Origin of the sequence: Luminiphilus sp. nBUS_07, assembly GCF_051201685.1 — a bacterium.
Lineage (GTDB): Bacteria > Pseudomonadota > Gammaproteobacteria > Pseudomonadales > Halieaceae > Luminiphilus.
This window is the reverse complement of record NZ_CP179213.1, coordinates 2,065,103-2,089,525: the sequence shown is the minus strand read 5'-3', so window position 1 is coordinate 2,089,525 and position 24,423 is coordinate 2,065,103. Positions and strand designations below refer to the sequence as shown.

Genomic DNA, 24,423 nt, shown 5'->3' with positions numbered 1-24,423 from the left:
GCTTGCTGGGCACTTTTAAGTCCTAAGTTCAGCCCCTTGGTGTTATACTTCCCGCGCCATTTTTTACCGTTTGCCTAACTCGTGGTCTCAGTCCTGTCATAGTTATTGAATCAGGAGCACTAGACCGTTGGGCAACTTCGGCACACCTCTTTAAATTATGCCTTCACGAGGCGAAGGCGCGTCACACATTTTACTGCTCCTGGAGATGACTTATGGGCAAAACCTTATATGACAAATTGTGGGAAAGTCATTTGGTAGAGGCCCGTGATGACGGCACAGCCTTGATTTATATAGACCGGCAATTGCTGCATGAGGTCACTTCACCCCAAGCGTTTGAGGGGCTGCGCCTTGCCGGACGCCAACCTTGGCGCATTAGCGCCAACATCGCCGTACCCGACCACAACGTCTCGACGAAGGCCAGTGAGCGTGCTCAGGGGCTAGCGGGGGTCAAAGACCAAGTGTCTCGTATCCAGTTGCAGACGCTAGACGACAACTGTGCGGAATATCAGATTCCAGAGATTCCACTGAACGACGTGCGTCAGGGTATCGTGCATGTTATGGGTCCTGAGCAGGGCGCTACGCTGCCCGGCATGACCATTGTTTGCGGTGACTCACACACATCCACCCATGGCGCAATGGCTGCTTTGGCTCATGGCATCGGTACCTCTGAGGTGGAGCATGTATTGGCCACGGGGTGTCTGATACAGCGCAAAATGAAAAATTTCCGCGTACGGGTTGAGGGCGACTTGCCCACGGGCGTGACGGGTAAAGATATTGCTCTGGCCATTATTAGTGAGATTGGTACCGCCGGGGGGACAGGGTGTGCCATAGAGTTTGCTGGGTCTGCTATTCGTGAGTTGACCATGGAAGGGCGAATGACGCTGTGCAACATGGCCATTGAGGCGGGTGCCCGTGCGGGTCTGGTCGCTGTCGATAACTGTACTCTCGACTACGTAGCGGCAACCCCCTACGCGCCCAAAGGTGCCCAGTGGGATCAGGCGGCAACTTATTGGCGTACTTTGCATAGCGATACCGACGCACGGTTCGATCGAGAGATCGTTCTCGATGCGGCGCTGATTCAGCCCCAGGTTACCTGGGGAACGTCTCCTGAAATGGTCACTGCTGTTTCGGGAAGGGTGCCAAGACTCGAAGATATGGCGACAGATACTGCTCGTCAGGGTCTTGAGCGAGCGCTGTCTTACATGGGACTCGAGCCCGGGATTTCGATCACAGATATTAAACCGGATGTTATTTTTATTGGTTCCTGTACCAATTCGCGTATTGAAGATATGCGCGCGGCGGCTGCTGTGCTCAAAGGAAAAAAGATTGCGGCTAATATCACCCAGGCACTGGTCGTGCCGGGCTCGGGTTTGGTTAAACAGCAGGCCGAAGATGAGGGGCTCGATCAGGTCTTTAAAGATGCCGGCATGGAATGGCGTGAACCCGGGTGTTCGATGTGCCTTGCTATGAACGCAGACAAGCTGGAACCCGGGCAGCGATGTGCGAGCACATCAAATCGCAATTTTGAGGGGCGTCAGGGGTTTGGTGGTCGCACGCATCTTGTGAGTCCAGCTATGGCGGCAGCGGCTGCTGTAGCAGGTCACTTCACCGATGTCCGTGATCTGATGGAGGATAGACGATGAAAGCGTTTCAGCGGCTTGAGGGACTAGTGGCGCCAATGGATCGTGCCAACGTTGATACGGACCTCATAATTCCCAAGCAATTTCTCAAATCGATTCGCAGGACTGGATTTGGCCCCAATCTTTTTGACGAGTTGCGCTACCTCGATGAGGGGCAGCCTGATGCAGATTGCAGTGGGCGTCCATTGAACACAGAATTTCCGTTAAATTTCCCACGTTATCAAGGTGCAAGTATTCTCCTCGCGAGAGAAAATTTTGGCTGTGGCTCGAGTCGTGAACACGCGCCCTGGGCACTAGACGGCGCTGGTTTTCGTGTCGTCATTGCTCCAAGTTTCGCCGATATCTTCCGCTCCAACTGTTTTAAGAATGGCCTGTTACCCATAGCTCTTGATGCCGATCGGGTCGATCAACTGTTTGCCCAGATGTATGAAACAGAAGGCTTCAGTCTTATTGTGGACCTAGAAAAATTGGTAATCGAGCTGCCGAATGGTGAGGCGTTTCCTTTCGAAACGGATGATTTTGGTCGAAACTGCCTCCTCAATGGTTTGGACGACATAGGGGTCACGCTGCAAGATGAAGCGGTGATTCGCGATTTTGAGCGACAGCATCAAGCGCGCTTTCCTTGGGTATTTGAGACCTTGGAGGTCTGATGAGCCATTCCATATTGTTGCTGCCTGGAGACGGCATTGGCCCCGAGGTTGTTGTTCAGGCGCGTCGAGTGCTAGAGCGCGTAGCCGATTTGTATGGCCTCACGCTCGAAATCGATGAGGCAAACTTGGGTGGCATTGCCATCGATCGAGAGGGACAAGCCTACCCAGAAAGCACTCGAATGAAAGCCCAATCCGCATCGGCCCTTTTGATGGGTGCTGTTGGGGGGCCTAAGTGGGATAACTTGCCCGCAGAGCAGCGACCAGAGCGTGGTCTCCTGGCGATCCGAGCAGACCTCGACTTATTCGCTAATTTGCGCCCGGCGATCTTGTTCCCGCAGTTGGCCGATGCTTCTAGTTTGAAGCCGGAATTAGTGGCGGGTCTCGATATTTTAATTGTAAGAGAATTGACCGGGGGCATTTATTTTGGTGAGCCTCGAGGTATTCGCACCCGGGATGATGGTGAGCGAGAGGGTTACAACACCTATATTTACCGAGAGAGTGAAATTAAACGCATAGCGCGTCTGGCGTTTGAGCTGGCTGCAAAGCGCGACGGCAGGGTAACCTCAGTAGACAAAGCGAATGTTCTCGAAGTTACTCAGCTCTGGCGTGAGGTTGTTACGCGGATCGGCGAAGACTTCACAGACGTGCAATTAGACCACCTGTACGTTGATAACGCTGCTATGCAACTGGTGCGTCAGCCCAAACAGTTTGATGTTCTTGTTACTGGAAATATTTTCGGTGACATTCTCTCGGATACTGCTGCAATGCTTACCGGGTCAATTGGCATGCTGCCTTCGGCGTCACTCAATGCGCACTCAGCCGGTCTTTACGAGCCGGTACACGGCTCGGCACCCGATATTGCCGGGCAAGATATTGCCAACCCGCTGGCGACCATATTGTCAGTGGCCATGTTGTTGCGCTACTCCCTCGATGCCGGCGATGCCGCGGCTGCCGTGGAGGCTGCAGTATCGGCAGTGCTTGATGAGGGATGCAGGACCGCTGATATAGCGGCTAAAGGTGAAGTTGTAATGGGTACTGAGGCCATGGGCTCAGCAGTGCTCAGTGCGTTGAAGGGCCGTGAAGGAAATAGCCAATGAGTAAAACGATTGATATTGCGGTTGTGGGTGCGACTGGCGCGGTAGGCGAGGCCATGATCGAGATTCTTGAGCAGAGAGAATTTCCGGTAGGTAAGTTATACCTCTTAGCGTCGGCCCGCTCAGTCGGTAAGACGGTGCGCTTTCGAGGTAAATCGATCGCGGTATCTGATCTGGCAGAGTTTGATTTCTCAAAGACCGCCATAGCACTGTTCTCGGCAGGTGGCAGTGTTTCGAAAGAACATGCACCCCGTGCTGCAGCTAGTGGATGTGTCGTAATCGACAATACCTCACACTTTCGCCGGGAAGCGGACATCCCCCTCGTTGTGCCTGAGGTCAATCCAGCGGCGATCGCGGCTTACAAGTCGACAGGCATCATTGCCAACCCTAATTGCTCTACCATTCAAATGCTGGTTGCCCTCAAGCCGATTTACGACGCCGTGGGTATCTCTAGAATCAACGTGGCGACCTACCAAGCTGTCAGCGGTACTGGTAAGGCGGCCATTGAGGAACTCGCCGGGCAAACGGCTCGGTTATTGAATGGTCAGCCTACCGAGACTAAGGTCTACCCTCGGCAAATCGCTTTTAATGCACTGCCGCATATCGACACATTCGAGGAAAATGGCTACACCCGTGAAGAAATGAAGATGGTTTGGGAGACCCAAAAGATTTTGGAAGATCCCAATATCACGGTTAACCCCACTTGCGTTCGAGTGCCGGTGTTTTTTGGGCACTCAGAGGCGGTTCATATTGAAACCGATACCAAGTTAACGGCTGAGGCTGCCCGAAAATTATTGAAAGTCGCTCCGGGCGTCACCCTAGTCGATGGGTCTGAGGACGGTGCATATCCGACGGCGGTAAGTGACGGCGCTGGCAATGATGCAGTCTTTGTCGGCAGAATCCGGGAAGATCTATCCCACCCAAAAGGTCTAAATCTTTGGGTGGTCGCCGATAATCTTCGTAAAGGAGCAGCGTTAAACAGTATTCAAATAGCTGAGCTACTCGTTAAAGAGCACCTTTAACGGTGTTATCCGGGAAAAGTTGCTAGGTTAGGGCTTCAAATAGACAAAAATCCGGAAAAACCGGTTATTGTAACGTTCAGAGGGACCCGCAAAGTCGGACCCAAAATGTAATGCTGAGAAACTGCATGGGTAAGTACGGTATAACAGGAGGACTGACATTGTGGCGGTACGTCATCTTGCTGGCGGTTCTGTCACCCTCCGGCGCTTGGGCGCTGGGTCTTGGGGACATAACCCTTAAGTCCTACCTAAATGAGCCTTTGTCTGCTGAGGTAACCCTGCTCGATGTTCAGGACCTTACAGCTGATGACATCAGGGTTCGTTTAGGCACGCAGAGCGCTTTCGATCGCCTAGGTATCGACCGGGCTTACTTCCTCACAAATATTAAATTCGAGGTGCTGGTTGATGACAGCGCGGCGCGGATTATTCTGACGTCGACGAAGCCACTACTCGAGCCCTACTTAGACTTTTTGGTTGAGACGCGTTGGCCTGACGGGCGCTTGTTGCGCGAATATACCGTACTGGTCGATTTGCCCATCGACTCAACAAGCAGCGCCCAAAGCCGAGGGTTTAGTGCCACAGCGTCTACTGAAGAGCAGGACCGTGCAGCCTTGGATGCGACGATTTCCCAGTTGGCGGCCTCCGCTCCATCCGAGGACATGTCCGACAGAGAATTTGCTAGAGACACCCAGGCAGGCCCCAGCGTAGGTGGCCGGTACTTGGTGCAGCATGCTGATACGTTATGGGAGATTGCTCTTGAGGCGGTGCCTCAGGGCGCCACGGTAGAGCAAACAATGCTCGCGACCGTGCAAATGAATTCAGATGCATTTTTGGGGGGGAACATCAACGGGCTGAAGGCTGGCTATGTGTTGGAAATGCCCTCTGAAGGCGACATTTTGACCTCTCAGAATGAGGCCTTGTTGGCGGTTGATCAGGCCAATCAGGACTGGCGAGATGGTATCCGTCGCACCCCAGCATTGAGAGTTGTGGCTGACGTTGCAACCGAAGACGAGTCAATAGCTGATGACCCCTTTGAGGCCGCGTTTGCCCCTAGTGAAGAAGATAGGGCGACGTCTAGTGAACTCGACGAGAGCAGCAACCTTGCTGTGGGCTCAGATTCACAGCCCAATCCGGTCGCGGAGATACCAAAAGCAGTTGAAGCCTCGAATGCCGTAGGCCAGAGCAGCGTGGGTGGGAGTGAGGCGGGTCCAAACGCGAGTGAACTGTTAGAAATTCAGGCGAGGTTAACAGCGCTATCGGAGCAGATGGGAAACCTGCGTAATTTGGTTGTCCTAAAAGACCAGCAGATTGCAGCATTAGAGGCGCAGCTAGCGGCACAGCGTGAGTCCACAGTCGCTGATGCCAATGCTGATGTAAAAGACACCGCGAGCGCTCGCACTTTTGCCCCAATCAACCGGGGTTTTCCTTGGTGGGCCTTTGCTTTGGGGGGGGTCGCCTTGTTGGGCATTGGAGCCGTGGTGTATTCACGACGCGTTCAACAGCCCGTCATGATTTTGAAGCGCAACCTTCCCACTGAGCGGGAACCCTCGGTCAGCAGGCCAAAAGAGTTAGACCCCAGACCTGCGGCAGCTCCAGCTCCAGCACCAGCGCCTTCTCAGGCAGCAGCCCCCGTGCAGGCGCAAGCAGGGGTGGAAAATACGGCTACCCAGCCAACTAGCGATGGTGAGCGAGGGTATGGGCAACGACTGCACAACGACTACGTCGATGAAAGCGTGGTGACTGATGCTATTGCTGAAGCTGACATCTACATGGCTTATGGACGTCACCAACAAGCGCTCAATCTACTGGAGTCAGCGGCACAGGCAAACCCGGAGGATTCGCGAGCACTGCTTAAGATGGTCGAAATTTATCTCAAAAACGACCGGCAAGAAGAGGCAAAAAGCACCGCCCAAAAACTGAAAGGTATGGGTAACGGGCATGCCTTTGGCGAGGCCTCAAGAATGCTCTCTGAAGTTATACCTGCAGCGAGCAATCTCGATTTAGGTGAACTTGCAGAGCCCGTTTCGGATGCGCCGTTGACCTTGGATCTTGAGGAAGAGGTCCTCGATGAAATCATGCCGTATGCCGATCCAGTGCCAAGAGATTCCGACGACAGCACCGATTTGAAATCCTCAGACAGCGCCACGTCAGGTACAACAGAGACAGGGGCCGCGAGTGATACATTGAGTTACCTTTCTGATGATCCTTTTGCCCAGCAAAACGCTGCGCTGCCCCCCGAGTTGGCTGAGGTCCTCGGCTCGGATGTGCCGCCGCCACTTGCTGAGGCCGACAAAGAGCCCGAAGGCTTGGTCTATGCTGCGGAAGTTGATCCCGTCGACACACAGCTGGATCTTGCAAGAGCTTACATAGATATGGGAGACGAGGATGGAGCCCGCCCGGTATTAAAAGAGGTGATTGCTGCAGGGGATTTACGGCAGCAGGCAGAGGCTCGCGAGCTCCTCATTAATATTGACTGAGCCGTTTTCCTCATTTAGCGCAGTGAGCTGGCCCGAGGGTACACGTGTTGCACTGTGCGTGAGCTACCATGGCGGCAGCTTTTGTGGATGGCAGGCGCAGCCTCATCTTCCTGTGGCAACGGTCCAAGCAACGCTGGAGCAAGCGCTGAGCAAAATCGCCACCTGTCCCGTTACCACGCATTGTGCGGGGAGAACCGATACGGCTGTTCATGGTGTTGCACAAATTGTGCACTTTGATGATCCCGTTGGTCGCTCCCAGAAAGCCTGGGTTATGGGAGTCAATCGTCATCTTCCCGCGACGGTCAGAGTGCACTGGTCAAAATCGGTGCCTGAGGAATTTCACGCGCGGTTCAGCGCGACGTCACGGCGTTACCGATACATAATCAGTAATACAGGTATTCAGTCGCCGCATCATGTGGGCCTGGTGAGTCACTGTCGTAAACCTTTGGACGCGCAAGCGATGCACGACGCCAGCCAAGCCCTCTGTGGTGAACACGACTTTAGTGCGTTTCGTGCTGCTCAGTGTCAAGCCAGGCATCCCATACGGGAAATTCTTGAGGTTAGTGTGAAGCGGGTTGGCGACTTTGTGGTGCTCGATATTGAAGCGAATGCATTTCTGTATCACATGGTTCGTAACTTAGTGGGCTCACTTCAAATGGTAGGTTTAGGTTTGCGGCCATGCGAATGGATTGCGGAGCTGCTTGCAGGCAAAGATAGGACACTTGGTGGTGATACAGCGGGGGCGGAGGGGCTTTATTTGCAATCAATCACCTACCCTCGGCGCTTTGAGTTACCACAGAATTCCCCCCCCAGTTCATTATTCCTGGGGGGCAGTTAAGAACCTCGAGGTTTGCTACACTGCAGCGCTTCATTAAACGCTGAGGTTAGTGCGTGTCCGTTCAGGTAAAAATTTGCGGTGTTACGCGAGAGGAAGACGCCCTTGCTGCTGCAAATGCGGGGGCAGACGCGATTGGCTTGGTGTTTTGGGCCGGTAGCAAGCGCGCGGTCTCGTTGGAGAAAGCAGCGGATATTTGTGCCGTATTGCCGCCATTGATTACCGTGACAGCGTTGGTGGTCGATCCGACGGCAGAAGAGGTTGAAGGTCTGCTGAACGCGTTACCCATTAATGTTGTCCAGTGGCATGGCAATGAGAACCCTGAGTTCTGTGAGCAGTGGCAGGTGCCCTACATCAGGGCACTACCGGGAGGCGTCTGTGACCGGCTTGAATCGGTAATGGCAGACTACCCCCGTGCTCGCGGTTTTCTTCTTGATGCCGTGGTTAATGGGCAGTTTGGGGGAACCGGTCATCGTTTCGATTGGGATGCTATTCCGCCGACTCGAACAAGGCCTATCATTTTGGCGGGAGGGCTAAATCCCGCTAATGTTGCAGAGGCTGTGATGAAGGTGCGTCCCAGTGCGGTTGACGTAAGTAGTGGTGTTGAATGCTCGCCGGGCATTAAACAGCCGGAAAAAATTCAGCAATTCATACAGGCCGCTCGAGAGGCGGTTGAGGCATAAGTTATGACTGAAATGATTAGTCCAGATTTGTTCGCTTCGGTGCCTGACCCCGATGGGCGCTTTGGTCCATACGGTGGCAAGTTTGTCGCGGAAACTCTGATGTCTGCGTTGGCAGATTTGGAGGTGGTTTATCGAGACCTCTCTTGCGATCCCGATTTTCAAAAGGAATTTGACGCTGACCTTGCACACTATGTAGGCAGACCATCTCCGCTGTACGAAGCAAGTCGTATGTCTGACGCCATTGGTGGGGCGCGTATTTTTCTCAAGCGCGAGGACTTGAATCACACGGGTGCTCACAAGGTTAATAACACGATAGGCCAGGCATTATTAGCTAAGCATATGGGCAAGAAGCGTATTATTGCTGAGACAGGGGCGGGACAGCATGGCGTGGCCAGTGCAACGGTTGCAGCCCGTCTTGGATTGGAGTGCCATGTTTTTATGGGCGCGGAAGACATTAAGCGGCAGGCGCTGAATGTGTACCGGATGAAGTTATTGGGCGCTGAAGTGATTCCCGTGACTTCAGGTTCAAAGACGCTCAAAGATGCGATGAACGAAGCCTTACGTGATTGGGTTACCTACGTTGATAACACGTTCTATATCATCGGCACTGTCGCAGGGCCGCACCCTTATCCCATGCTTGTGCGGGATTTCCAAAGCGTGATTGGTCGCGAAGCTCGACGGCAGTCGCTCGCAATGACCGGCAAGCTACCCGATGCGTTGGTGGCCTGTGTCGGCGGTGGCTCAAACGCAATTGGGCTCTTCCATCCGTTCCTGTCAGATGAAAAGGTGATGATGTACGGCGTCGAAGCCGGTGGCCACGGAGTGGAAACTGGACAGCATGCAGCACCATTATCTGCAGGGGTGCCAGGGGTATTGCATGGCAACCGGACGTACCTCATGCAGGATCAAAACGGCCAGATCATGGAGACACACTCTGTATCTGCAGGCCTCGATTACCCGGGTGTAGGCCCAGAGCACAGTTGGTTAAAAGATATTGGCCGAGTCAACTACGTTGCGGCCAATGACGATGAGGCGCTCGCAGCATTTCATCACTGGACGAGAACAGAGGGAATCATGCCAGCGTTAGAAACCGCGCATGCTTTGGCTTACGCCGAGAAATTGGCCGCGGAAATGACGCCCGAGCAACACATTATTGTCAATCTGTCGGGGCGAGGCGATAAAGATATTTTAACCGTTGCGGCCATTGAAGGTATTGAAGTTTAAACCCCAAAAGTAGGATAGAACGTGAGCAGACTCACCCCATGTTTTGAAGCGCTGCGACACTCGCAGCGTAAAGCCGTTATTCCATACATTGTCGCAGGGGACCCTGACGTCGCTACGACGGTGCCCATGCTGCATAGTCTCGTCGCCGCCGGTGCTGACATCCTTGAATTAGGCGTGCCGTTTTCTGACCCTATGTCAGAAGGGCCCGTAATACAACGGGGCCATGAACGTGCACTGGCTAACGATGTGTCCCTAACGCAGGTGTTAGGAATGGTGGTCGAGTTTCGACAACGAGACCAGAAAACGCCGATTGTCATCATGGGGTATGCCAATCCAGTGGAGCGAATGGGTTACGCAAACTTTGCGTCTGAGTGTGCCGCCGCTGGTGTCGATGGTTTGATCACCGTAGATTTGCCCCCTGAAGAGGTAGGGCCTCTTAATGCCGAACTGCAACAGGTAGACATCGATAACATATTCTTGATTTCGCCCACGACACCTGCGCAAAGGATTGCCACGATCGCCGCTAATGCCTCGGGCTTTATTTATTACGTAGCGGTTAAAGGTGTTACGGGTGCGGGGAACCTAGACAGTTCTGATGTTGGCATGCACTTGGATGTGATTCGTGCAGCTACGACGCTGCCAATTTGCGTGGGCTTTGGTATCAAAGACGCCGAATCTGCGACGTCGGTGGGTGCCATGGCGGATGGAGTGGTTGTAGGCAGCGCTCTCATTGATACGATGATTGGCGTTGTGGAGGCCGGTGGTTCTCTAGATGGTGGCGTTGAGAAAGCGGTAGCGCTGTTGGGGTCGATTAGAGCCGGTATTGATAATATGTAAATGTGCCCACTACTGGTGGCTAGCGTAGGGTTATAATATTGGGTGTTAGCTGATCGGAGTCCGATATGAGTTGGATTGACAAAATTCTTCCTTCCGGTGTCCGCAAGGACGAGGCAGAACAAAAGCGCGTCAACGTGCCTGAAGGGCTCTGGAAAAAGTGCATCAAGTGCGATGCGGTGCTTTATTGGCCAGATCTCGATCGCAATTTGGAAGTGTGCCCTAAGTGTGACCATCATATGCGTGTGGGTGCGCGCAGAAGGCTCGATATATTCCTTGACGCAGACGACCGTCAAGAGCTCTTTGCCGACCTCGAGCCCATCGATAGGCTTAAATTCAAAGATAAACGCAAGTATCGTGATCGATTGACGGCGGCCCAGAAAAGCACCGGTGAACGTGACGCCTTGGTGGCAATGCAGGGTCGGTTGCATGGCTTGGAGCTCGTCACCGTTGCCTTCGAGTTTAATTTTCATGGTGGCTCAATGGGCTATGCGGTCGGTGAAAAATTTACGCGCTCTGCCACTCATGCTCTCAACAACGGATTACCCTTGGTGTGTTTTGCCGCATCGGGCGGGGCGAGAATGCAAGAGGCATTGATATCCCTAATGCAAATGGCGAAAACCTCGGCAGTACTTGAGCGTCTCAAACTCCATGGCTTGCCGTTTGTGTCAGTAATGACGGATCCAATCTATGGTGGCGTGTCGGCGTCCCTTGCACTTCTTGGTGATATCAATGTGGCTGAGCCTGATGCCAGGGCAGGATTTGCTGGCCCCAATATCATTGAACAAACCATTCGCCAGAAACTCCCCAAAGGATTTCAGCGCAGCGAATTTTTGCTGGAGCACGGCGCCATTGACATGATCGTGCCTCGCTCGGAAATGCGTGACACCCTGGGTCGTATTCTCTCCAAGTTGGCGGGTCAGGAGGGCAGTCAAGAGCATCTGGCGGCATCTGTGCCTGAGCCCGTCGAATAAATTGCATGGCACTGGCTGGCGCCGAAACACTGGATGCCTGGCTGACTCACCTTGAGACGCTGCATCCGCAGAAAATCGATCTTGAGTTAACCCGTGTACAAACCGTGGCTCATCGACTTGGGCTTTTGCCTGCAAGTTGTCAAACCGTGACGATAGCGGGTACCAACGGAAAGGGCAGTTGCGTGGGCGCCTTAGCGGCGCTATTGAGCCAACAGGGCGTCTCGGTAGGCTGTTATACCTCACCGCATTTGCTGAATTTTAATGAGCGAATCACCATCGATGGTATGCCAGCAAGTGATGTCGAAATTATGGGGACCTTTGCCGCGATCGAAGAGCACAGGCAATCCATATCGCTGAGCTACTTTGAATTTGCGACTTTGGCAGCCCTCGTTTTATTTCGGCAGAAGAGCGTGGATGTGCAGATATTGGAGGTGGGTTTGGGAGGCCGACTCGACGCCGTCAATATGCTCGATGCTGATGTCTGTGTTATCACGAGTATCGGGATAGACCACACTGAATGGTTGGGTGACACACGAGACTTAATTGCGATCGAAAAGGCAGGCGTCGCGCGCTATGGAAAGCCGGCGGTCGTCGCTGAGCGTGATCTGCCATCAACACTATTACCTCATTTGAAAGCTTTAGGAGCAGACGTAGCAGCGCTGGACCGTGATTGGCTGCTTTGCAATTCAGAGCTGACTTTGCCCGATGGCGTTCAGCGCGTGTTGCCAGAGGTGCCCGCTCTGCAGGCAAGTAACTTAGGTGCAGCGGTGATCGCGGCGGACAAATTAAATCGCACGCCCGATCAAGATTGCATAGATGAAGCGCTGCAAAATCTTACGGTGCCTGGCCGTCAACAGCAGCTTAGAGTACAGGATCGTGTTTGGTGGCTAGACGTTGCGCATAATCGTGAGTCAGTCGCACGTCTAGCGATCGCCTTGGGCCAAGAAACCGAAGGCCAAGAGACCCATGTGATATTTGGTGCCATGGCCGATAAACCGCTGCGTGATATGATCGGTATGCTGGCAGATGGCGTTTCTAGTTGGCATTTGCCCACTCACGAGGAAGTCGCGAGGGCGGCTGCGCCCGCAGATTTGGCCCAGCTTATTAAAACGATCTCACCGAAGGTAACAGTGCGGTGTTATCCTACGCCTAGGATGGCCTTTGAGGGCATCGAGAGCGCTTCAAAACCCGGAGATCGCATTTTGGTATTCGGATCCTTTGTGACAGTTGGTGCACAGCTTGCCTGCCTACAGCAGGTCCATACAGGTCAGGAGACCTTTGACTGAATGAATCCCATTCTTCGTCAACGCTTGGTTGGTGCTCTGGTTTTGATAGCCCTATGCGTGGTTTTCTGGCCCATAGTTTTTGTTGAGTCCGTTGATCAGCAACCGATTGAGTTGCGGCCAACACCCCAACGTCCCGATATTGATAGGTCACCCCTAGCTCAGCCGCAGTCCCCAGAGGCGACCATTCGCGAGCGAGTAAAACCGCCAGAGATTGATCGTGAGTCTCAAATGCAAGCGGATGAAATGACTCGATTAGTGGACGGGGAGTCCGATAGCAATCTCTCCGAGTTAAACGCTGTAGATTCGGTGCAAAAACTTGAGCTTCGTGATGCGGCGCCTATTGTTCCGGTGCTTGATGCAGCGGGTTATCCCCAAGCCTGGGTGCTGCAGGTCGCGACAGTGAGTTCAGAGTCAAGAGCTAAGACCCTAGTCGAACAACTCGTCGACAAGGGCTATCCAGCCTTTCATGCCCGCTTTGCGAGGGATACAGTTGTTCAGTGGCGTATCCAGATTGGCCCAAAGTTTGAAAAAGAAAGTTTTGAATCGATAAAATCTGAAGTCGACCGCGTGCTGAAAGTGAAATCTATGGTAGTCAGGTATCAACAACCTCTATGAATGAAATTGAACAACAATTGAGTGGCGCTACATCCGGTTTCAACGGGTTTGATTGGTTTATCGTGTTGGTTTTGGCGCTCTCGCTGTTAGTGGGTCTGTATCGAGGCCTAGGTCGGGAAATTCTCTCCTTATCCGGATGGCTAATAGCTTTTGTTGGCGCCAATTTGCTGGCGCAATCTTTGGCTGACTCCCTCACGGCTTTGGTTGAAAATGAGACGCTGCGCTTCCTGGTGGGGTGGGCTCTGATATTTGTTGGAGTCTTGGCTACTTTTAGTGTCCTCGGTCGCTTAATGGCGCGGCAGATGCGTCAGCCCGGGTTCAATTTGGGCAACCGTGTCTTTGGCGCTTTGTTCGGTTTATTAAGGGGCGTTGTGTTCGTGATCGTAGCGACCTTTGTGTTGCGTTCAGTTGTTCCTGACTCTGAGCAAAACTTGATCGATCGCTCGTCCCTTATGCCAACGATTGATGAGATTGCGACTCAACTAGGTGGCTATACAGCTGAGATTCTAAAAACTGAACCCGTTGAGCAGGTCGAGGAAACCCTCGAGTCTGCTGATATGATCTGACTCGGAGAGACATCCATGTGTGGATTGGTAGGTATCGTCGGCGGTACTGACGTGGCGACGGAAATCTATGATGCGCTGACGATGCTGCAGCATCGTGGTCAGGATGCCGCCGGTATCATGACCTGCTACCGCGGCAAATTTTTGCAGCGAAAGGGCGAGGGGCTGGTTAAAGATGTTTTCCGTACCCAGCATATGTCCCGTCTTCTGGGATCATTTGGCATTGGCCACGTTCGCTATCCGACTCAAGGAAGCTCGGGTACGGCGTTGGCTCAGCCTTTCTACGTGAACTCTCCCCACGGAATAGCGCTCGCTCACAATGGCAATCTCACTAATGCATCCCAGTTGAGCGCTGAGATTTTTGAAAGCGATCGTCGGCATCTAAACACGGACTCCGACTCAGAGGTGCTGCTCAACGTCTTTGCCCATGAAATCCAGCGATTGGGAAAGCTATTTCCCGATGCGGATGACATTTTTGCGGCAATTTCAGCGATGCACGAACGCTGTGAGGGCGGCTACGCCGCCGTGGCAATGATTGCAAACCTGGGCATCGTCGCTTTTCGAGACCCATTTGGTATTCGACCGTTAGTGATTGGTATTCGGGAGCACGAGGGTAGGGAGCCTGAATATATGGTTGCCTCAGAAAGTGTGGCTCTGGATGTTTTAGGGTTTCGTCTGTTGAGCGATGTTGCGCCTGGTGAGGGTATCTTTATTTCCGCTGCAGGCACCCTAATTCGCAGACAGTGCTCAGAAAAAACGAAGTTGATGCCCTGCATCTTTGAGCACGTCTATTTTGCGCGACCTGACTCACTTATTGATGGCGTTTCCGTTTATAAAACTCGCATGCGTCAAGGCGAGCGACTTGCGCGCAAAGTACTGAAACTGCGCCCTGATCATGACATCGATGTGGTGATTCCAATCCCTGATACGAGTCGAGTTGCTGGGCAGTCCCTCGCCCATGAATTGGGTGTTAAGTTCCGTGAGGGCTTCATGAAGAATCGCTACATCGGCCGGACTTTTATTATGCCGGGCCAAAGTCAGCGAAAAAAATCGGTACGACAGAAACTGAACCCTGTGCCACTGGAGTTTGACGGCAAGAATGTCATGTTGGTTGACGATTCCATCGTGCGTGGCACTACATGTCGTCAGATTATTCAAATGGCCCGAGATGCGGGTGCAAAAAACGTGTATTTTGCGTCAGCCGCACCAGCCATTCGATTTCCGAATGTTTATGGCATTGATATGCCCGCTGCCAATGAGCTTATTGCCCACGATCGAACGGAGGAAGAGATTGCCGATTTGATCGGCGCAGACTGGCTGGTATATCAAGATTTAGAGGATCTCCTGGCCTGTTCTCAAGAGGGTAATGAGGCTATTGAAGATTTTGAGTGCTCGGTCTTTGACGGCTGCTATAAGGCGGGTCAGATTGACGAGCAGTACCTTAATTCGATTGAGGCCGCCCGTTCTGAGGGCTCTGAGATACGGCTCGCGGCCGCGCAAGATGGCGCCGTTGTGGGATTACATAATGATGTGTAGAGCAGTCGCTTTGCCTACCACTGCGAACACCCCGGGAGCCTCGTGAGATCCGTCGATAAAGGGTCGTTGCCCGACTGGTTGCATAATGCCCATGAAGAAACGTTGGGTATTCGAGCGGGCATAGCCCGCAGCGGTGAGGGTGAACATGGCGAGCCCATATTCACGACATCTAGCTATGTTTTTGATAGCGCGGCAGACGCCGCTTCTCGCTTCAGTGGTGAGACTGGCGGCAACGTTTACTCGCGTTATACAAACCCTACCGTGCGGGTTTTCGAAGAGCGCTTGGCGGCTTTGGAAAATGCTGAGTCTGCAGTGGGAACGGCATCAGGTATGTCTGCTATTTTGGCAACGTGCATGGCCTTCCTCAGCAGTGGCGACCATGTTGTCTGTTCCCGCGATGTTTTTGGCAGCACGGTTGGTTTGTTCGATAAATACCTGCCCCGTATGGGGGTTTCCGTATCCTTTGTACCTCTGGGAGATGTTGCTGCGTGGCGCGCAGCAGCAAATGAAAAGACTCGATTGTTTTACTGTGAGACGCCCTCTAACCCTGTCTGTGAAGTTGCTGACATCGCAGCTTTAGCCGCGGTCGCCAAAGATTTTGAAGCGCGCCTCGTTGTTGATAATTGTTTTTGTACACCAGCGCTGCAGAAGCCCCTTGAGCACGGTGCAGATATCGTCATCCATTCTGCGACCAAGTATCTAGATGGCCAGGGGCGCATGTTAGGTGGTGCAGCTGTCGGATCGGCTGCAGATATGGCAGAGGTCACCAACTTCATCCGCACCTGTGGCCCCTCAATGAGTCCCTTTAACGCCTGGGTCTTTTTGAAAGGTCTAGAGACTCTCAGTCTTCGTATGCGTGCGCATTGCGAGAACGCTAATGGGCTTGCTCATTGGTTGCAGCAGCGCCCGGACGTAGCTCGTGTTCACTATGCTGGCCTTTCAGATCATCCGGGGCACCAGTTGGCAAGTCGTCAGCAAAGCGGCTTTGGCGGCGTGCTGTCTTTTGAGGTGCCTGGCGGGCAAGACGCGGCATGGCGTTTTATAGATGCAACATCGCTGATGTCTCTTACCGCAAACTTAGGAGACGTCAAGACGACAATTGTGCACCCCGCCACGACGACGCACGGGCGGCTATCACCAGCGCAACGTAGTGCGGCAGGCATCACGCCAGGGTTGATTCGGATTGCTGTCGGACTCGAGCACATCGACGACTTGAAGGCCGATTGCCAGCGCGGCTTTGACGCTCTCAGCGTTTAGGTCCATAACTGTGTCAGCATCCGATGTTCCAGCGCTTATCAATCATGCAGTCGCTAATATTGGTGAGGTCTTGTTGGGCAAAGAGCAAACAGTGCGGCAAGCGTTGTGCTGTTTGCTGACTTCAGGACATTTACTGCTCGAAGACCTGCCCGGCATGGGCAAGACCACTCTGGCTCACGCATTAGCGGATGTATTGGGGCTTAGTTACGCGAGAGTTCAATTCACCTCTGACCTTTTACCTTCAGATATTTTGGGGGTGTCAATTTTTAGTCGTGATACAGAGGCGTTTCAATTTCGCCCGGGCCCAATATTCAATCAACTGCTTTTGGCTGATGAGATAAACCGGGCAACACCGCGTACCCAGAGCGCGCTGCTCGAGGCGATGGCAGAACGACAGGTCAGCATCGACGGTGAGTCTAGGCCTTTGCCTGAACCATTTTTTGTTATCGCTACGCAAAATCCGGTTAATCAGTCGGGCACTTATTCGCTCCCTGAGTCTCAGCTTGATCGATTCCTTATGCGACTCTCGTTGGGCTACCCCAATTCAGAGGCGGAGCGGGAGTTGTTACAGCGGGGTAGTCTGCCGATTAAATCTATCGTTAAGCAATGCATTACATCCCAGCAACTTCTTCAAATGCGGGCCTCGATAGATAAGACCGCGCTCTCCGAGAGCTTGTTGGGATATATTCAACGTTTAATAGCGTTTACCCGAGAGGCGTCAGAATTCGCGGTAGGCTTGTCTCCCCGTGGTGCGCTTGCTCTTGTTGGCGCGGCCAAAACTTGGGCGCAAATGGAGGGTAGAGATTATGTGGCTCCTGATGATGTTCAGGCGGTGTTAGGCCCTGTTATCGGCCATCGATTGATTCCCAGTGCCGACTACGCGGGTGACGGGGAGGCGTTGGTAGCGCTGTTGCGTAGCCAAGTTGATGTTATTCCCGGCTAGCCATCAAGACCGAGTAAAGAGCTTCCTGCTTCAGCGTTATCGCCGTTGGCTGGATCGGCGCCTGCCAGCGGCTAGGACGATAATGCTGACTCAGCGCAGGCTTTTTATTTTTCCATCGCGGCAGGGCTTTTTATTTGGGTTCACCCTGCTGCTCATGCTGCTGACAGCAATTAATTACCAGAATAACCTCGCCTACGGTCTAACATTTTGGTTGGCCATGCTGTTTATTGTGGCGGTTCATTTTACCCACGCTAATTTACTCAACATGGTGATTACGGGTATTCGTGCAGAGTCTGTTTTTCCTGGGCAGCAAGCAGAGTTTGTATTCCGAATCAGTTGTAAGAGCTCGCGGCGGGGGCATCATTCAGTGAAACTGATATGGCCGGGTAGCGAGGTTTTGGTTGATGTTCCTGCAGGTGGTGAAGTAGAGGTAGCACTTCATCATCCGGTCAATGCGCGGGGGTGGTTTGCTTCGCCAAAACTAAAAATTGAGTCGAGGTACCCGCTAGGGCTTCTTCGCTGTTGGAGCTTTGCCAGCTTTGATGTCCGTGCGCTGGTTTGGCCGCAACCGATTGCAGTGGACAGCTGGGAGTCTCCCTACAGTGAGACCGCTAATCAGGGTTTTAGCGATCAGGAGGGCCTTGACGATTTAATGGGCTTTAGGGATTACCGTATAGGCGACGCGCCCCGATTGATTGATTGGCGTAGCCATGCTCGAGGGCTGCCGCTGCAAAGCAAACTCCACTCAATGCCCCAACATAAAAATCATTGGTTAGATTGGCGTGATTTTAGTCGTGGATCTGTAGAGCAAAAACTCTCCTGGCTGTGCTGGTTGGTCTTGCAACATCACGCGCGTGGAGAAAATTTTGGTCTTCGCTTGCCCAATCTAGAGCTACCCATCGCGGCAGGCGATCGACAGCGTGACTTAGCACTGCGCGCCTTGGCATTGCACGAGCTAGCTCAAGGAGGGGCGATGTGATTTCAGGTGAACAGTTGCCTCGACGATCACTGCTCTGGCTCATTAGTTGCCAGATTGCCGTCATGTTACCCCTTCTGGAACGAATCCCCCCTTGGGTTGTTGCTATTTATTTGGCGACAGCCCTGTGGCGTTTGCAGATGTTTCGTCAGCGTGCAGAAATGCCACAGACTTGGCTGCGTTTACTCCTTGGAGTCGCAGGTGCGATGCTGGTGTTTATAAGCTATGGCACATTCATAGGTCTGGAGCCCATGGTGGCTTTATTGCTCGTTGCAGCGGCGTTAAAAATCCTTGAGGCAATTCGCGACAGAGACGGTTATCTACTCGTTTGCTTGGGATTTTTTATTTGCGTGACGCAATTCATCTTCACCCAAACATTGCCCGCTACCCTGTACTCGGTGTTTTGTACGGGACTTTTGGTGACGGCACTGATTAGCTTGAATCAAAGTCCCGCGTTAGTAGCGTCAAAGAATGAGCCGTTACTAGCGCTTAAAATGTTGACACTTGCAGTACCCATGATGGTTGTACTGTTTCTCCTATTCCCTCGAATTGGTCCTATCTGGAGCGTGCCCTCCAAATCTGGGCAAGGCCAGACGGGAATGAGCGATTTTCTGCGACCCGGCGCTGTGACCAAGTTAGGGCGCTCAGCGGATGTAGCTTTTCGGGTTCAATTCGATGACGTGATTCCTGAAAACCCGTCTTTGTATTGGCGGGGCTTGGTGCTCAGTGAATTCAAGGAAGGGGCTTGGCAAACGCTAGGGTGGCGAAAATTGCCGAGTTCAGAGCGAAAGCCAACACGGCCTGACGTTCTTGGTGAGCCACTGCGGTACCGAGTTGTCTTGGAGCCAACACAGCAGCGCTGGCTTTACGGAATAGCGTATGCAGATTCATCAACGTCAGGGGTGTATGAGGCGAACGATTTTCGGCTAGCTGTCACTAGCCCGATTGAATTCCAGTTTGGTTACGACGTCACCTCATGGCCAGGTGTGGCACTGCAACCAAATCTAAGTACCTGGCGAAGGCGCCTGGAAACGGCTTTCCCAAAGGGGTTGAATCCGCTTACCGAAGTTTGGATAAAGAATTTGCGCGATCAGCACAGTGATGACCGAAATTTCGTGGTGGCATTGCTCAATTACTTTAGAGAACAGCCGTTTTACTACACGCTGGAACCTCCGGAAATTCAGTCACAAGATTTCGTTGATAAATTTATCTTTGATTCTCGACGAGGCTTTTGTGAACACTATGCCTACAGTTTTGTGGCAATGCTCAGGATGGCCGGAATACCGGCAAGAATTGTAGCGGGATACCAAGGGGGCGAAGTTAACCCTCTAAACAATACTTTAGTGGTCAGGCAGTTTGATGCTCATGCTTGGGCAGAGGTGTGGTTTGCGGGTGAGGGCTGGGTTCGCGTTGATCCCACCGCAGCGGTTGCGCCAAGTCGAATTGAACTTGGTATCGAGGCTGCTTTGGACGGGCAGCCCGGGTTTTTGTCTGATTCCCTGATATCGGCTTACCGTTTCCGGAGTATCAATGTATTGAATTGGGTTCGGCTCCGTTATGACGCCTTAACGTTTAGTTGGCAGAGCTTTGTGGTGGGCTTTGATAGCACACGTCAAATCGGCCTCTTGAAAGACTGGTTTGGTGAAATCAGGGTCTCGTGGTTTATCGTGCTGATGCTTGGTAGCTGGGGTTTGGTTCTTCTGCCCCTAATGCTCTGGTTGCACCGAGTGCGTCGAATTCAACTGTTGCTGCCTGCTGAGCGCCGCTTCAGCGCTATCTGCGTGCGTCTTGAGAAACGCGGGTTAGAGCGCCCCTTTGGCGAGCCGCCGTTGCGCACCCTCAGGCGCGCCCGTGAGCAGCTCCCAGTTGGAGACCCCCTGTGTCTTGCGCTAGAGGCAGCAATTGGGGAGCTTTACCGAGTAGCCCCTGAAGCTTCAGAGGCCCCGTAAGCGCCTTTTTGAGTCAATCTACGGATTAAAACGCGGGAATATCAGTTTGACTGCGCCCCAGAATCAGAGCGTGGATATCATGAGTGCCTTCGTAGGTATTCACAACCTCTAGATTCATCATGTGGCGCATTATTGGGTACTCGTCTGATATGCCATTGCCACCCAGCATATCTCTAGCTTTGCGCGCGATCTCAAGTGCCTTGCCGCAGGAGTTGCGCTTGATCAGGCTGATGAGATCTGGGGATATCGTGCCATCACTCAGCATTTGACCGGCGCGCAAACAGCCCTGCATCGCCAGTGAGATGTCGGTCTGCATGTCGGCCAGTTTCAGCTGTATTAATTGATTCGCTGCGAGTGGACGGCCAAACTGCTGTCGATCAAGAGTGTATTGTCTTGCAGTATGCCAGCATGTTTCCGCAGCGCCCAAAGTCCCCCAGGCAATCCCGTAGCGGGCGTTGTTGAGGCACCCGAAGGGCCCTTTGAGTCCCCGAACATTGGGCAACAGGTTTTCTTCAGGAACAAACACGTCGTCCATCACAATTTCGCCGGTAACAGAGGCGCGCAGCGCAAGCTTCCCTTCTATCTTGGGCGCACTTAACCCGTCCATGCCCTTTTCAAGAATAAAGCCCCGGATGACGTCGTCATCGGTTTTTGCCCAGACCACAAAAACATCAGCAATAGGGGAGTTGGATATCCACATTTTTGCGCCAGAAACACGATACCCCCCATCGACACTGCGTGCGCGGGTCGTCATCCCGCCTGGATCGGAGCCGTGATCAGGTTCGGTGAGACCAAAGCAGCCAATCCACTCACCGGTGGCCAGTTTGGGTAAATATTTTTCCCGCTGAGCGTCATCGCCGTAAGCATAAATAGGGTACATCACGAGGGATGATTGAACGCTAAGCATTGAACGGTAACCAGAATCGACGCGCTCTACCTCACGCGCAACGAGGCCGTAGCAAACATAATCGACACCGGGACAGCCGTAGCCATCGATAGTGGAGCCCAGGAGCCCCATCTCGCCCATCTCTCTGAAAATGTTGGGGTCCGTGCTTTCATTCCTGAAGGCGTCTTTTACCCGAGGTAACAACTTGTCTTGGGCATATTGTCTAGCGCTGTCACGAACCATGCGTTGCTCGTCATTTAACTGGCTGTCCAACTCAAATGGATCTTCCCAGTTGAGTTGGGTCCAATTCGTTTTAGCTGTCATTGTTAACTCCGAAACTAGTGCAATATATTTTAAGTTTAAAATATCTATACCGGCTTACCAAGCTCTTGTTGTTCTGACTGGGCTTTTTTACAAATAAATAATCAGCGATCTTTGGGCGGCATCAGGATTGATCAAATTGACGCGCTTGCTCTTTATCTTAAAGCTACCATTTTTGGGCCTGAGCTCATGCTGTGCGGTAAAAGCATAAACCCGTTGCTCATTCTGGTACCACACCACGACATGCTGGGTAGATTCGACGATCAGTCCGCCTTCAGAGGACGGCCCTTTGATCTGGACGTTGCCGATGAGGTGTGAGCATCGCGTCTGGCTATCTTTGGAAGCAGCACGAGGATGAACAAAATTACGCCGTCGAATCTCCATCATGACGCGATCATCATAGATGTGGGACACGTGATTAATCGGATCGACCTGATTCTCAGTGGCAGGAATCCAATAATAGGCATCCTCAGTGTAAAGCTCGATCCAGCTATCAAGGTCAGGACGGTCCAAGTAGCTGGCCTCTCGATAGAGGAAACTCTCGATTGCAGCGAGCTCAGGCATGATCGACTCCTCGCTGATAGCTTTGTTCCATGTACGCTTTCCAAGCTCGATACTGGGTGCGCATATCTAAATCAGAAGTTCCGCCGCCCTCGATTCGATCGGGCAGTATTCGATCTTTGCCATACTGGCGATGAAATTCGACCCAATCGTTGACCGGGGAGTGGAGCCCCTTCTGCGTTCGACGATAGACTTCCAGATCGTCGGGGCCCACCATGCCCATCGCTGAATTAATGAGGCGGCTATAGAGCACCGTTCGCTGCAGCATAGTATCGGGAGCGCCTTTAAGCCGAAATGACCAGCTTTCGACGACGAAACGATCTACGCTAATGGGGCGGATAACGCGGATATTTTGCACCGCGCACTTTATGGTAAGTGATGGGTAGTACAGTACGTTGTGGGTATTAAAGGCGTAAATTTCACGCGTCCTAGTTTCACCGTAAGCAGCGACCATAGCTTCGTGGTAGTCCGGGTCGACCGAGTAGTCAGCATGAATACTGGTTTTACCGCCATCGTAGTGGTGTCCATAGTCGAAACCCGTAATGCCGGTGTTCTCAAAATTTTCATAGCTTGCCCCAAAGGGCGGAATGATTTCAGCTTCTCGTCGTTGCTTGGCAGCCTCTGGGGGAAGGGTGGCAATGTACGACTCTGCGGCTTTCACTACAGATTCGTGAACTACCATAGGGTGCATCGTGTCATTGAGGTTTTCGAGGATGAACTTCCAGTTACAGTCATGCTCGTAGCGTAATACGCCACCGGCAACTTCTACCTCGCCTTCTGGGGCACGATCACAGAGATTGTCAAAGCATGTGATAGCGCCTCCCATCCAAGTGACCAGATCTGGGATCTCGTCAGAGAGTGTGGCGAATACAAAGCCCCGATAACTCGATACCTGTGCCAGTGGTTGCATGCTGTAGCAGGGTTCAGAGGCATCGAACCCTGTGTCCTGATAACCGTGCTCATTGGGTATCTTAAGAAGTGACCCATCAAATCGATAACTCCAACCGTGGTAGGCACAGCGCAGAGCTCCTCTGACGGTGCCTGACTGTTTATCAACCACTTTGGCCCCTTTGTGGCCACAACGATTGTGGAGGACACGGACCGAATCGTCCTTATCCCGAATCATGACCACGGGTACTGCATGATTGATATTGGTGGTGAAGTAGTCACCAGCATTGGGAACCTGTGACTCATGACCGATGTAAATCCACGCCTGGCCCCAGATGCGACTCATTTCAAGTTCAAAGATATCGGGGTCCGTGTAGAGGCTGCGATGCAGCTTGGTGGGTTTGACCAGCGCATCAAAGTTACGATCGGGAATTTTCTGCATATCGACCTCCGTTACAGCGCCAACGAGCCAAGACTTGCCCCGCCGCACACCATAAGTGTTTGTCCTGTGATAAAGCTGGATGCCTCGTCGGCGAGAAAATCGACAGCATGTGCGACATCAACCGATCGACCTAATCGTTTCACTGGAACGCTGGCAGCCATGTCTCCAAGCTTATTACTGTCCGGAGGCACGACAGCTTCGAACATTTCCGTATCCTGAATGGGGCCCGGTGCAACGGTGTTCACCGTAATACCGTATTGGCCTAATTCCAAAGCCCATGTTCTTGCCATACCCATCATGCCTGACTTGGTCGCGCTGTAACTGGTGCGTGTTGCGAGACCGAGAGCCGCTCTGGATGTGATCAAAACGATGCGCCCAAAGGCCTGTGATTTCATGCTGGGTATGACTGCTTGTGCCAAAGTGATCGCAGCACCGATATGCACCTCACTGAGATAGTCATAGTCTTCCAAATTGACGTCCTCGATTAAGTTCGGACGTATTAGACCCGCATTGTGAATGAGACCGGTTACGTTGTAACGCTGGGCAATCGCCTGTGCCACCTCTTTCACGGCAGCCCTATCGCTTAGATCGAGAGTGATGTTTTCGAGTTGGCTGCTGGGGTGTTCAAGGGGGCGTCGAGACAGATTGATGACGCGATGATTACGCTCCAGTAAGCGCGAGCAGATGGCAGCGCCAATCCCGGTGCTTCCTCCCGTTACGATAAAACTATCATGGGCCATGGTCGTATAGTCTCCCTGGTGCCTGAGAGT

General features: G+C 52.7%; 22 protein-coding genes. 18 read left to right on the top strand and 4 right to left on the bottom strand.

Annotation, left to right across the window (positions count from 1 at the left end; translation table 11 throughout):
- Window positions 1-212: 212 nt before the first annotated feature.
- From leuC to ACMAZB_RS09210, 18 genes are all read left to right on the top strand, one after another.
- A complete protein-coding gene (gene leuC / locus ACMAZB_RS09295) occupies window positions 213-1,643 on the top strand; it encodes a 3-isopropylmalate dehydratase large subunit (protein ID WP_435211238.1) in 1,431 nt (476 codons plus the stop codon).
- Entirely contained in the window at window positions 1,640-2,290 is a 651-nt protein-coding gene (gene leuD / locus ACMAZB_RS09290) for a 3-isopropylmalate dehydratase small subunit (protein ID WP_435216685.1), read from the top strand. The genes leuC and leuD overlap by 4 nt, the downstream gene beginning before the upstream one ends.
- Window positions 2,290-3,387 (top strand): 3-isopropylmalate dehydrogenase, encoded by a 1,098-nt coding sequence (gene leuB / locus ACMAZB_RS09285; RefSeq protein WP_435211235.1) that lies wholly within the window; start codon window positions 2,290-2,292, stop codon window positions 3,385-3,387. The genes leuD and leuB overlap by 1 nt, the downstream gene beginning before the upstream one ends.
- Entirely contained in the window at window positions 3,384-4,406 is a 1,023-nt protein-coding gene (locus tag ACMAZB_RS09280) for an aspartate-semialdehyde dehydrogenase (protein ID WP_435216683.1), read from the top strand. Before leuB ends, ACMAZB_RS09280 begins: the two co-directional genes overlap by 4 nt.
- 125 nt (window positions 4,407-4,531) lie before the next feature.
- Entirely contained in the window at window positions 4,532-6,880 is a 2,349-nt protein-coding gene (locus ACMAZB_RS09275) for a FimV/HubP family polar landmark protein (protein WP_435216681.1), read from the top strand.
- Window positions 6,881-6,938: 58 nt separating this feature from the next.
- Window positions 6,939-7,718 (top strand): tRNA pseudouridine(38-40) synthase TruA, encoded by a 780-nt coding sequence (truA, locus tag ACMAZB_RS09270; RefSeq protein ID WP_435216679.1) that lies wholly within the window; start codon window positions 6,939-6,941, stop codon window positions 7,716-7,718.
- Between the two features lie 53 nt (window positions 7,719-7,771).
- A complete protein-coding gene (locus tag ACMAZB_RS09265) occupies window positions 7,772-8,398 on the top strand; it encodes a phosphoribosylanthranilate isomerase (RefSeq protein WP_435216677.1) in 627 nt (208 codons plus the stop codon).
- A gap of 3 nt (window positions 8,399-8,401) precedes the next feature.
- Complete coding sequence (trpB, locus tag ACMAZB_RS09260) at window positions 8,402-9,622, top strand: tryptophan synthase subunit beta (protein WP_435211227.1); 1,221 nt, start codon at window positions 8,402-8,404, stop codon at window positions 9,620-9,622.
- Between the two features lie 21 nt (window positions 9,623-9,643).
- Window positions 9,644-10,459, top strand: a complete 816-nt coding sequence (trpA, locus tag ACMAZB_RS09255; RefSeq protein ID WP_435211225.1) for a tryptophan synthase subunit alpha — start codon at window positions 9,644-9,646, stop codon at window positions 10,457-10,459.
- Window positions 10,460-10,524: 65 nt separating this feature from the next.
- A complete protein-coding gene (gene accD / locus ACMAZB_RS09250; protein WP_435211223.1) occupies window positions 10,525-11,430 on the top strand; it encodes an acetyl-CoA carboxylase, carboxyltransferase subunit beta in 906 nt (301 codons plus the stop codon).
- 5 nt (window positions 11,431-11,435) lie between these two features.
- Window positions 11,436-12,716 carry a bifunctional folylpolyglutamate synthase/dihydrofolate synthase gene (locus ACMAZB_RS09245; protein WP_435216676.1) on the top strand — a complete coding sequence of 427 codons (1,281 nt, stop codon included), beginning with the start codon at window positions 11,436-11,438 and terminating at the stop codon, window positions 12,714-12,716.
- Window positions 12,717-13,331, top strand: a complete 615-nt coding sequence (locus tag ACMAZB_RS09240; protein ID WP_435216674.1) for an SPOR domain-containing protein — start codon at window positions 12,717-12,719, stop codon at window positions 13,329-13,331. It abuts the gene before it with no gap.
- The gene (locus tag ACMAZB_RS09235; protein ID WP_435211218.1) at window positions 13,328-13,897 is read left to right on the top strand and encodes a CvpA family protein; all 570 of its coding nucleotides are present in this window, start codon (window positions 13,328-13,330) and stop codon (window positions 13,895-13,897) included. The genes ACMAZB_RS09240 and ACMAZB_RS09235 overlap by 4 nt, the downstream gene beginning before the upstream one ends.
- A gap of 15 nt (window positions 13,898-13,912) precedes the next feature.
- Window positions 13,913-15,430, top strand: a complete 1,518-nt coding sequence (gene purF / locus ACMAZB_RS09230; RefSeq protein ID WP_435211216.1) for an amidophosphoribosyltransferase — start codon at window positions 13,913-13,915, stop codon at window positions 15,428-15,430.
- Window positions 15,431-15,472: 42 nt separating this feature from the next.
- Entirely contained in the window at window positions 15,473-16,687 is a 1,215-nt protein-coding gene (locus tag ACMAZB_RS09225; RefSeq protein WP_435216673.1) for an O-succinylhomoserine sulfhydrylase, read from the top strand.
- A 10-nt stretch (window positions 16,688-16,697) separates the two neighbouring features.
- On the top strand, window positions 16,698-17,630 hold the full coding sequence (locus ACMAZB_RS09220) for an AAA family ATPase (protein WP_435216671.1): 933 nt from the start codon (window positions 16,698-16,700) through the stop codon (window positions 17,628-17,630).
- The gene (locus ACMAZB_RS09215) at window positions 17,614-18,609 is read left to right on the top strand and encodes a DUF58 domain-containing protein (RefSeq protein ID WP_435211211.1); all 996 of its coding nucleotides are present in this window, start codon (window positions 17,614-17,616) and stop codon (window positions 18,607-18,609) included. The genes ACMAZB_RS09220 and ACMAZB_RS09215 overlap by 17 nt, the downstream gene beginning before the upstream one ends.
- On the top strand, window positions 18,606-20,555 hold the full coding sequence (locus tag ACMAZB_RS09210; RefSeq protein ID WP_435216670.1) for a transglutaminaseTgpA domain-containing protein: 1,950 nt from the start codon (window positions 18,606-18,608) through the stop codon (window positions 20,553-20,555). Before ACMAZB_RS09215 ends, ACMAZB_RS09210 begins: the two co-directional genes overlap by 4 nt.
- Before the next feature lie 25 nt (window positions 20,556-20,580).
- On the opposite strand, the gene ACMAZB_RS09205 is transcribed toward ACMAZB_RS09210, so the two are convergent.
- The 4 genes from ACMAZB_RS09205 to ACMAZB_RS09190 form a co-directional block, all read right to left on the bottom strand.
- Window positions 20,581-21,765, bottom strand: coding sequence for an acyl-CoA dehydrogenase (locus ACMAZB_RS09205; protein WP_435216668.1), 1,185 nt, complete (start codon window positions 21,763-21,765; stop codon window positions 20,581-20,583).
- Between the two features lie 87 nt (window positions 21,766-21,852).
- Window positions 21,853-22,326, bottom strand: coding sequence for an aromatic-ring-hydroxylating dioxygenase subunit beta (locus tag ACMAZB_RS09200; protein ID WP_435211205.1), 474 nt, complete (start codon window positions 22,324-22,326; stop codon window positions 21,853-21,855).
- Window positions 22,319-23,653, bottom strand: a complete 1,335-nt coding sequence (locus tag ACMAZB_RS09195; protein WP_435216666.1) for an aromatic ring-hydroxylating dioxygenase subunit alpha — start codon at window positions 23,651-23,653, stop codon at window positions 22,319-22,321. The genes ACMAZB_RS09200 and ACMAZB_RS09195 overlap by 8 nt, the downstream gene beginning before the upstream one ends.
- A gap of 11 nt (window positions 23,654-23,664) precedes the next feature.
- Window positions 23,665-24,393 carry an SDR family NAD(P)-dependent oxidoreductase gene (locus ACMAZB_RS09190; protein WP_435216664.1) on the bottom strand — a complete coding sequence of 243 codons (729 nt, stop codon included), beginning with the start codon at window positions 24,391-24,393 and terminating at the stop codon, window positions 23,665-23,667.
- Between the last annotated feature and the right edge of the window lie 30 nt (window positions 24,394-24,423).

What these genes read in the sequence shown, in the direction of transcription:
- leuC (WP_435211238.1), top strand. Translation starts at nt 213, where the DNA reads ATGGGCAAAACCTTATATGACAAATTGTGGGAAAGTCATTTGGTAGAG.
- leuD (WP_435216685.1), top strand. Translation starts at nt 1,640, where the DNA reads ATGAAAGCGTTTCAGCGGCTTGAGGGACTAGTGGCGCCAATGGATCGT.
- leuB (WP_435211235.1), top strand. Translation starts at nt 2,290, where the DNA reads ATGAGCCATTCCATATTGTTGCTGCCTGGAGACGGCATTGGCCCCGAG.
- ACMAZB_RS09280 (WP_435216683.1), top strand. Translation starts at nt 3,384, where the DNA reads ATGAGTAAAACGATTGATATTGCGGTTGTGGGTGCGACTGGCGCGGTA.
- ACMAZB_RS09275 (WP_435216681.1), top strand. Translation starts at nt 4,532, where the DNA reads ATGGGTAAGTACGGTATAACAGGAGGACTGACATTGTGGCGGTACGTC.
- trpB (WP_435211227.1), top strand. Translation starts at nt 8,402, where the DNA reads ATGACTGAAATGATTAGTCCAGATTTGTTCGCTTCGGTGCCTGACCCC.
- accD (WP_435211223.1), top strand. Translation starts at nt 10,525, where the DNA reads ATGAGTTGGATTGACAAAATTCTTCCTTCCGGTGTCCGCAAGGACGAG.
- ACMAZB_RS09245 (WP_435216676.1), top strand. Translation starts at nt 11,436, where the DNA reads ATGGCACTGGCTGGCGCCGAAACACTGGATGCCTGGCTGACTCACCTT.
- ACMAZB_RS09240 (WP_435216674.1), top strand. Translation starts at nt 12,717, where the DNA reads ATGAATCCCATTCTTCGTCAACGCTTGGTTGGTGCTCTGGTTTTGATA.
- ACMAZB_RS09235 (WP_435211218.1), top strand. Translation starts at nt 13,328, where the DNA reads ATGAATGAAATTGAACAACAATTGAGTGGCGCTACATCCGGTTTCAAC.
- purF (WP_435211216.1), top strand. Translation starts at nt 13,913, where the DNA reads ATGTGTGGATTGGTAGGTATCGTCGGCGGTACTGACGTGGCGACGGAA.
- ACMAZB_RS09215 (WP_435211211.1), top strand. Translation starts at nt 17,614, where the DNA reads ATGTTATTCCCGGCTAGCCATCAAGACCGAGTAAAGAGCTTCCTGCTT.
- ACMAZB_RS09205 (WP_435216668.1), bottom strand. Translation starts at nt 21,765, where the DNA reads ATGACAGCTAAAACGAATTGGACCCAACTCAACTGGGAAGATCCATTT.
- ACMAZB_RS09200 (WP_435211205.1), bottom strand. Translation starts at nt 22,326, where the DNA reads ATGCCTGAGCTCGCTGCAATCGAGAGTTTCCTCTATCGAGAGGCCAGC.
- ACMAZB_RS09195 (WP_435216666.1), bottom strand. Translation starts at nt 23,653, where the DNA reads ATGCAGAAAATTCCCGATCGTAACTTTGATGCGCTGGTCAAACCCACC.
- ACMAZB_RS09190 (WP_435216664.1), bottom strand. Translation starts at nt 24,393, where the DNA reads ATGGCCCATGATAGTTTTATCGTAACGGGAGGAAGCACCGGGATTGGC.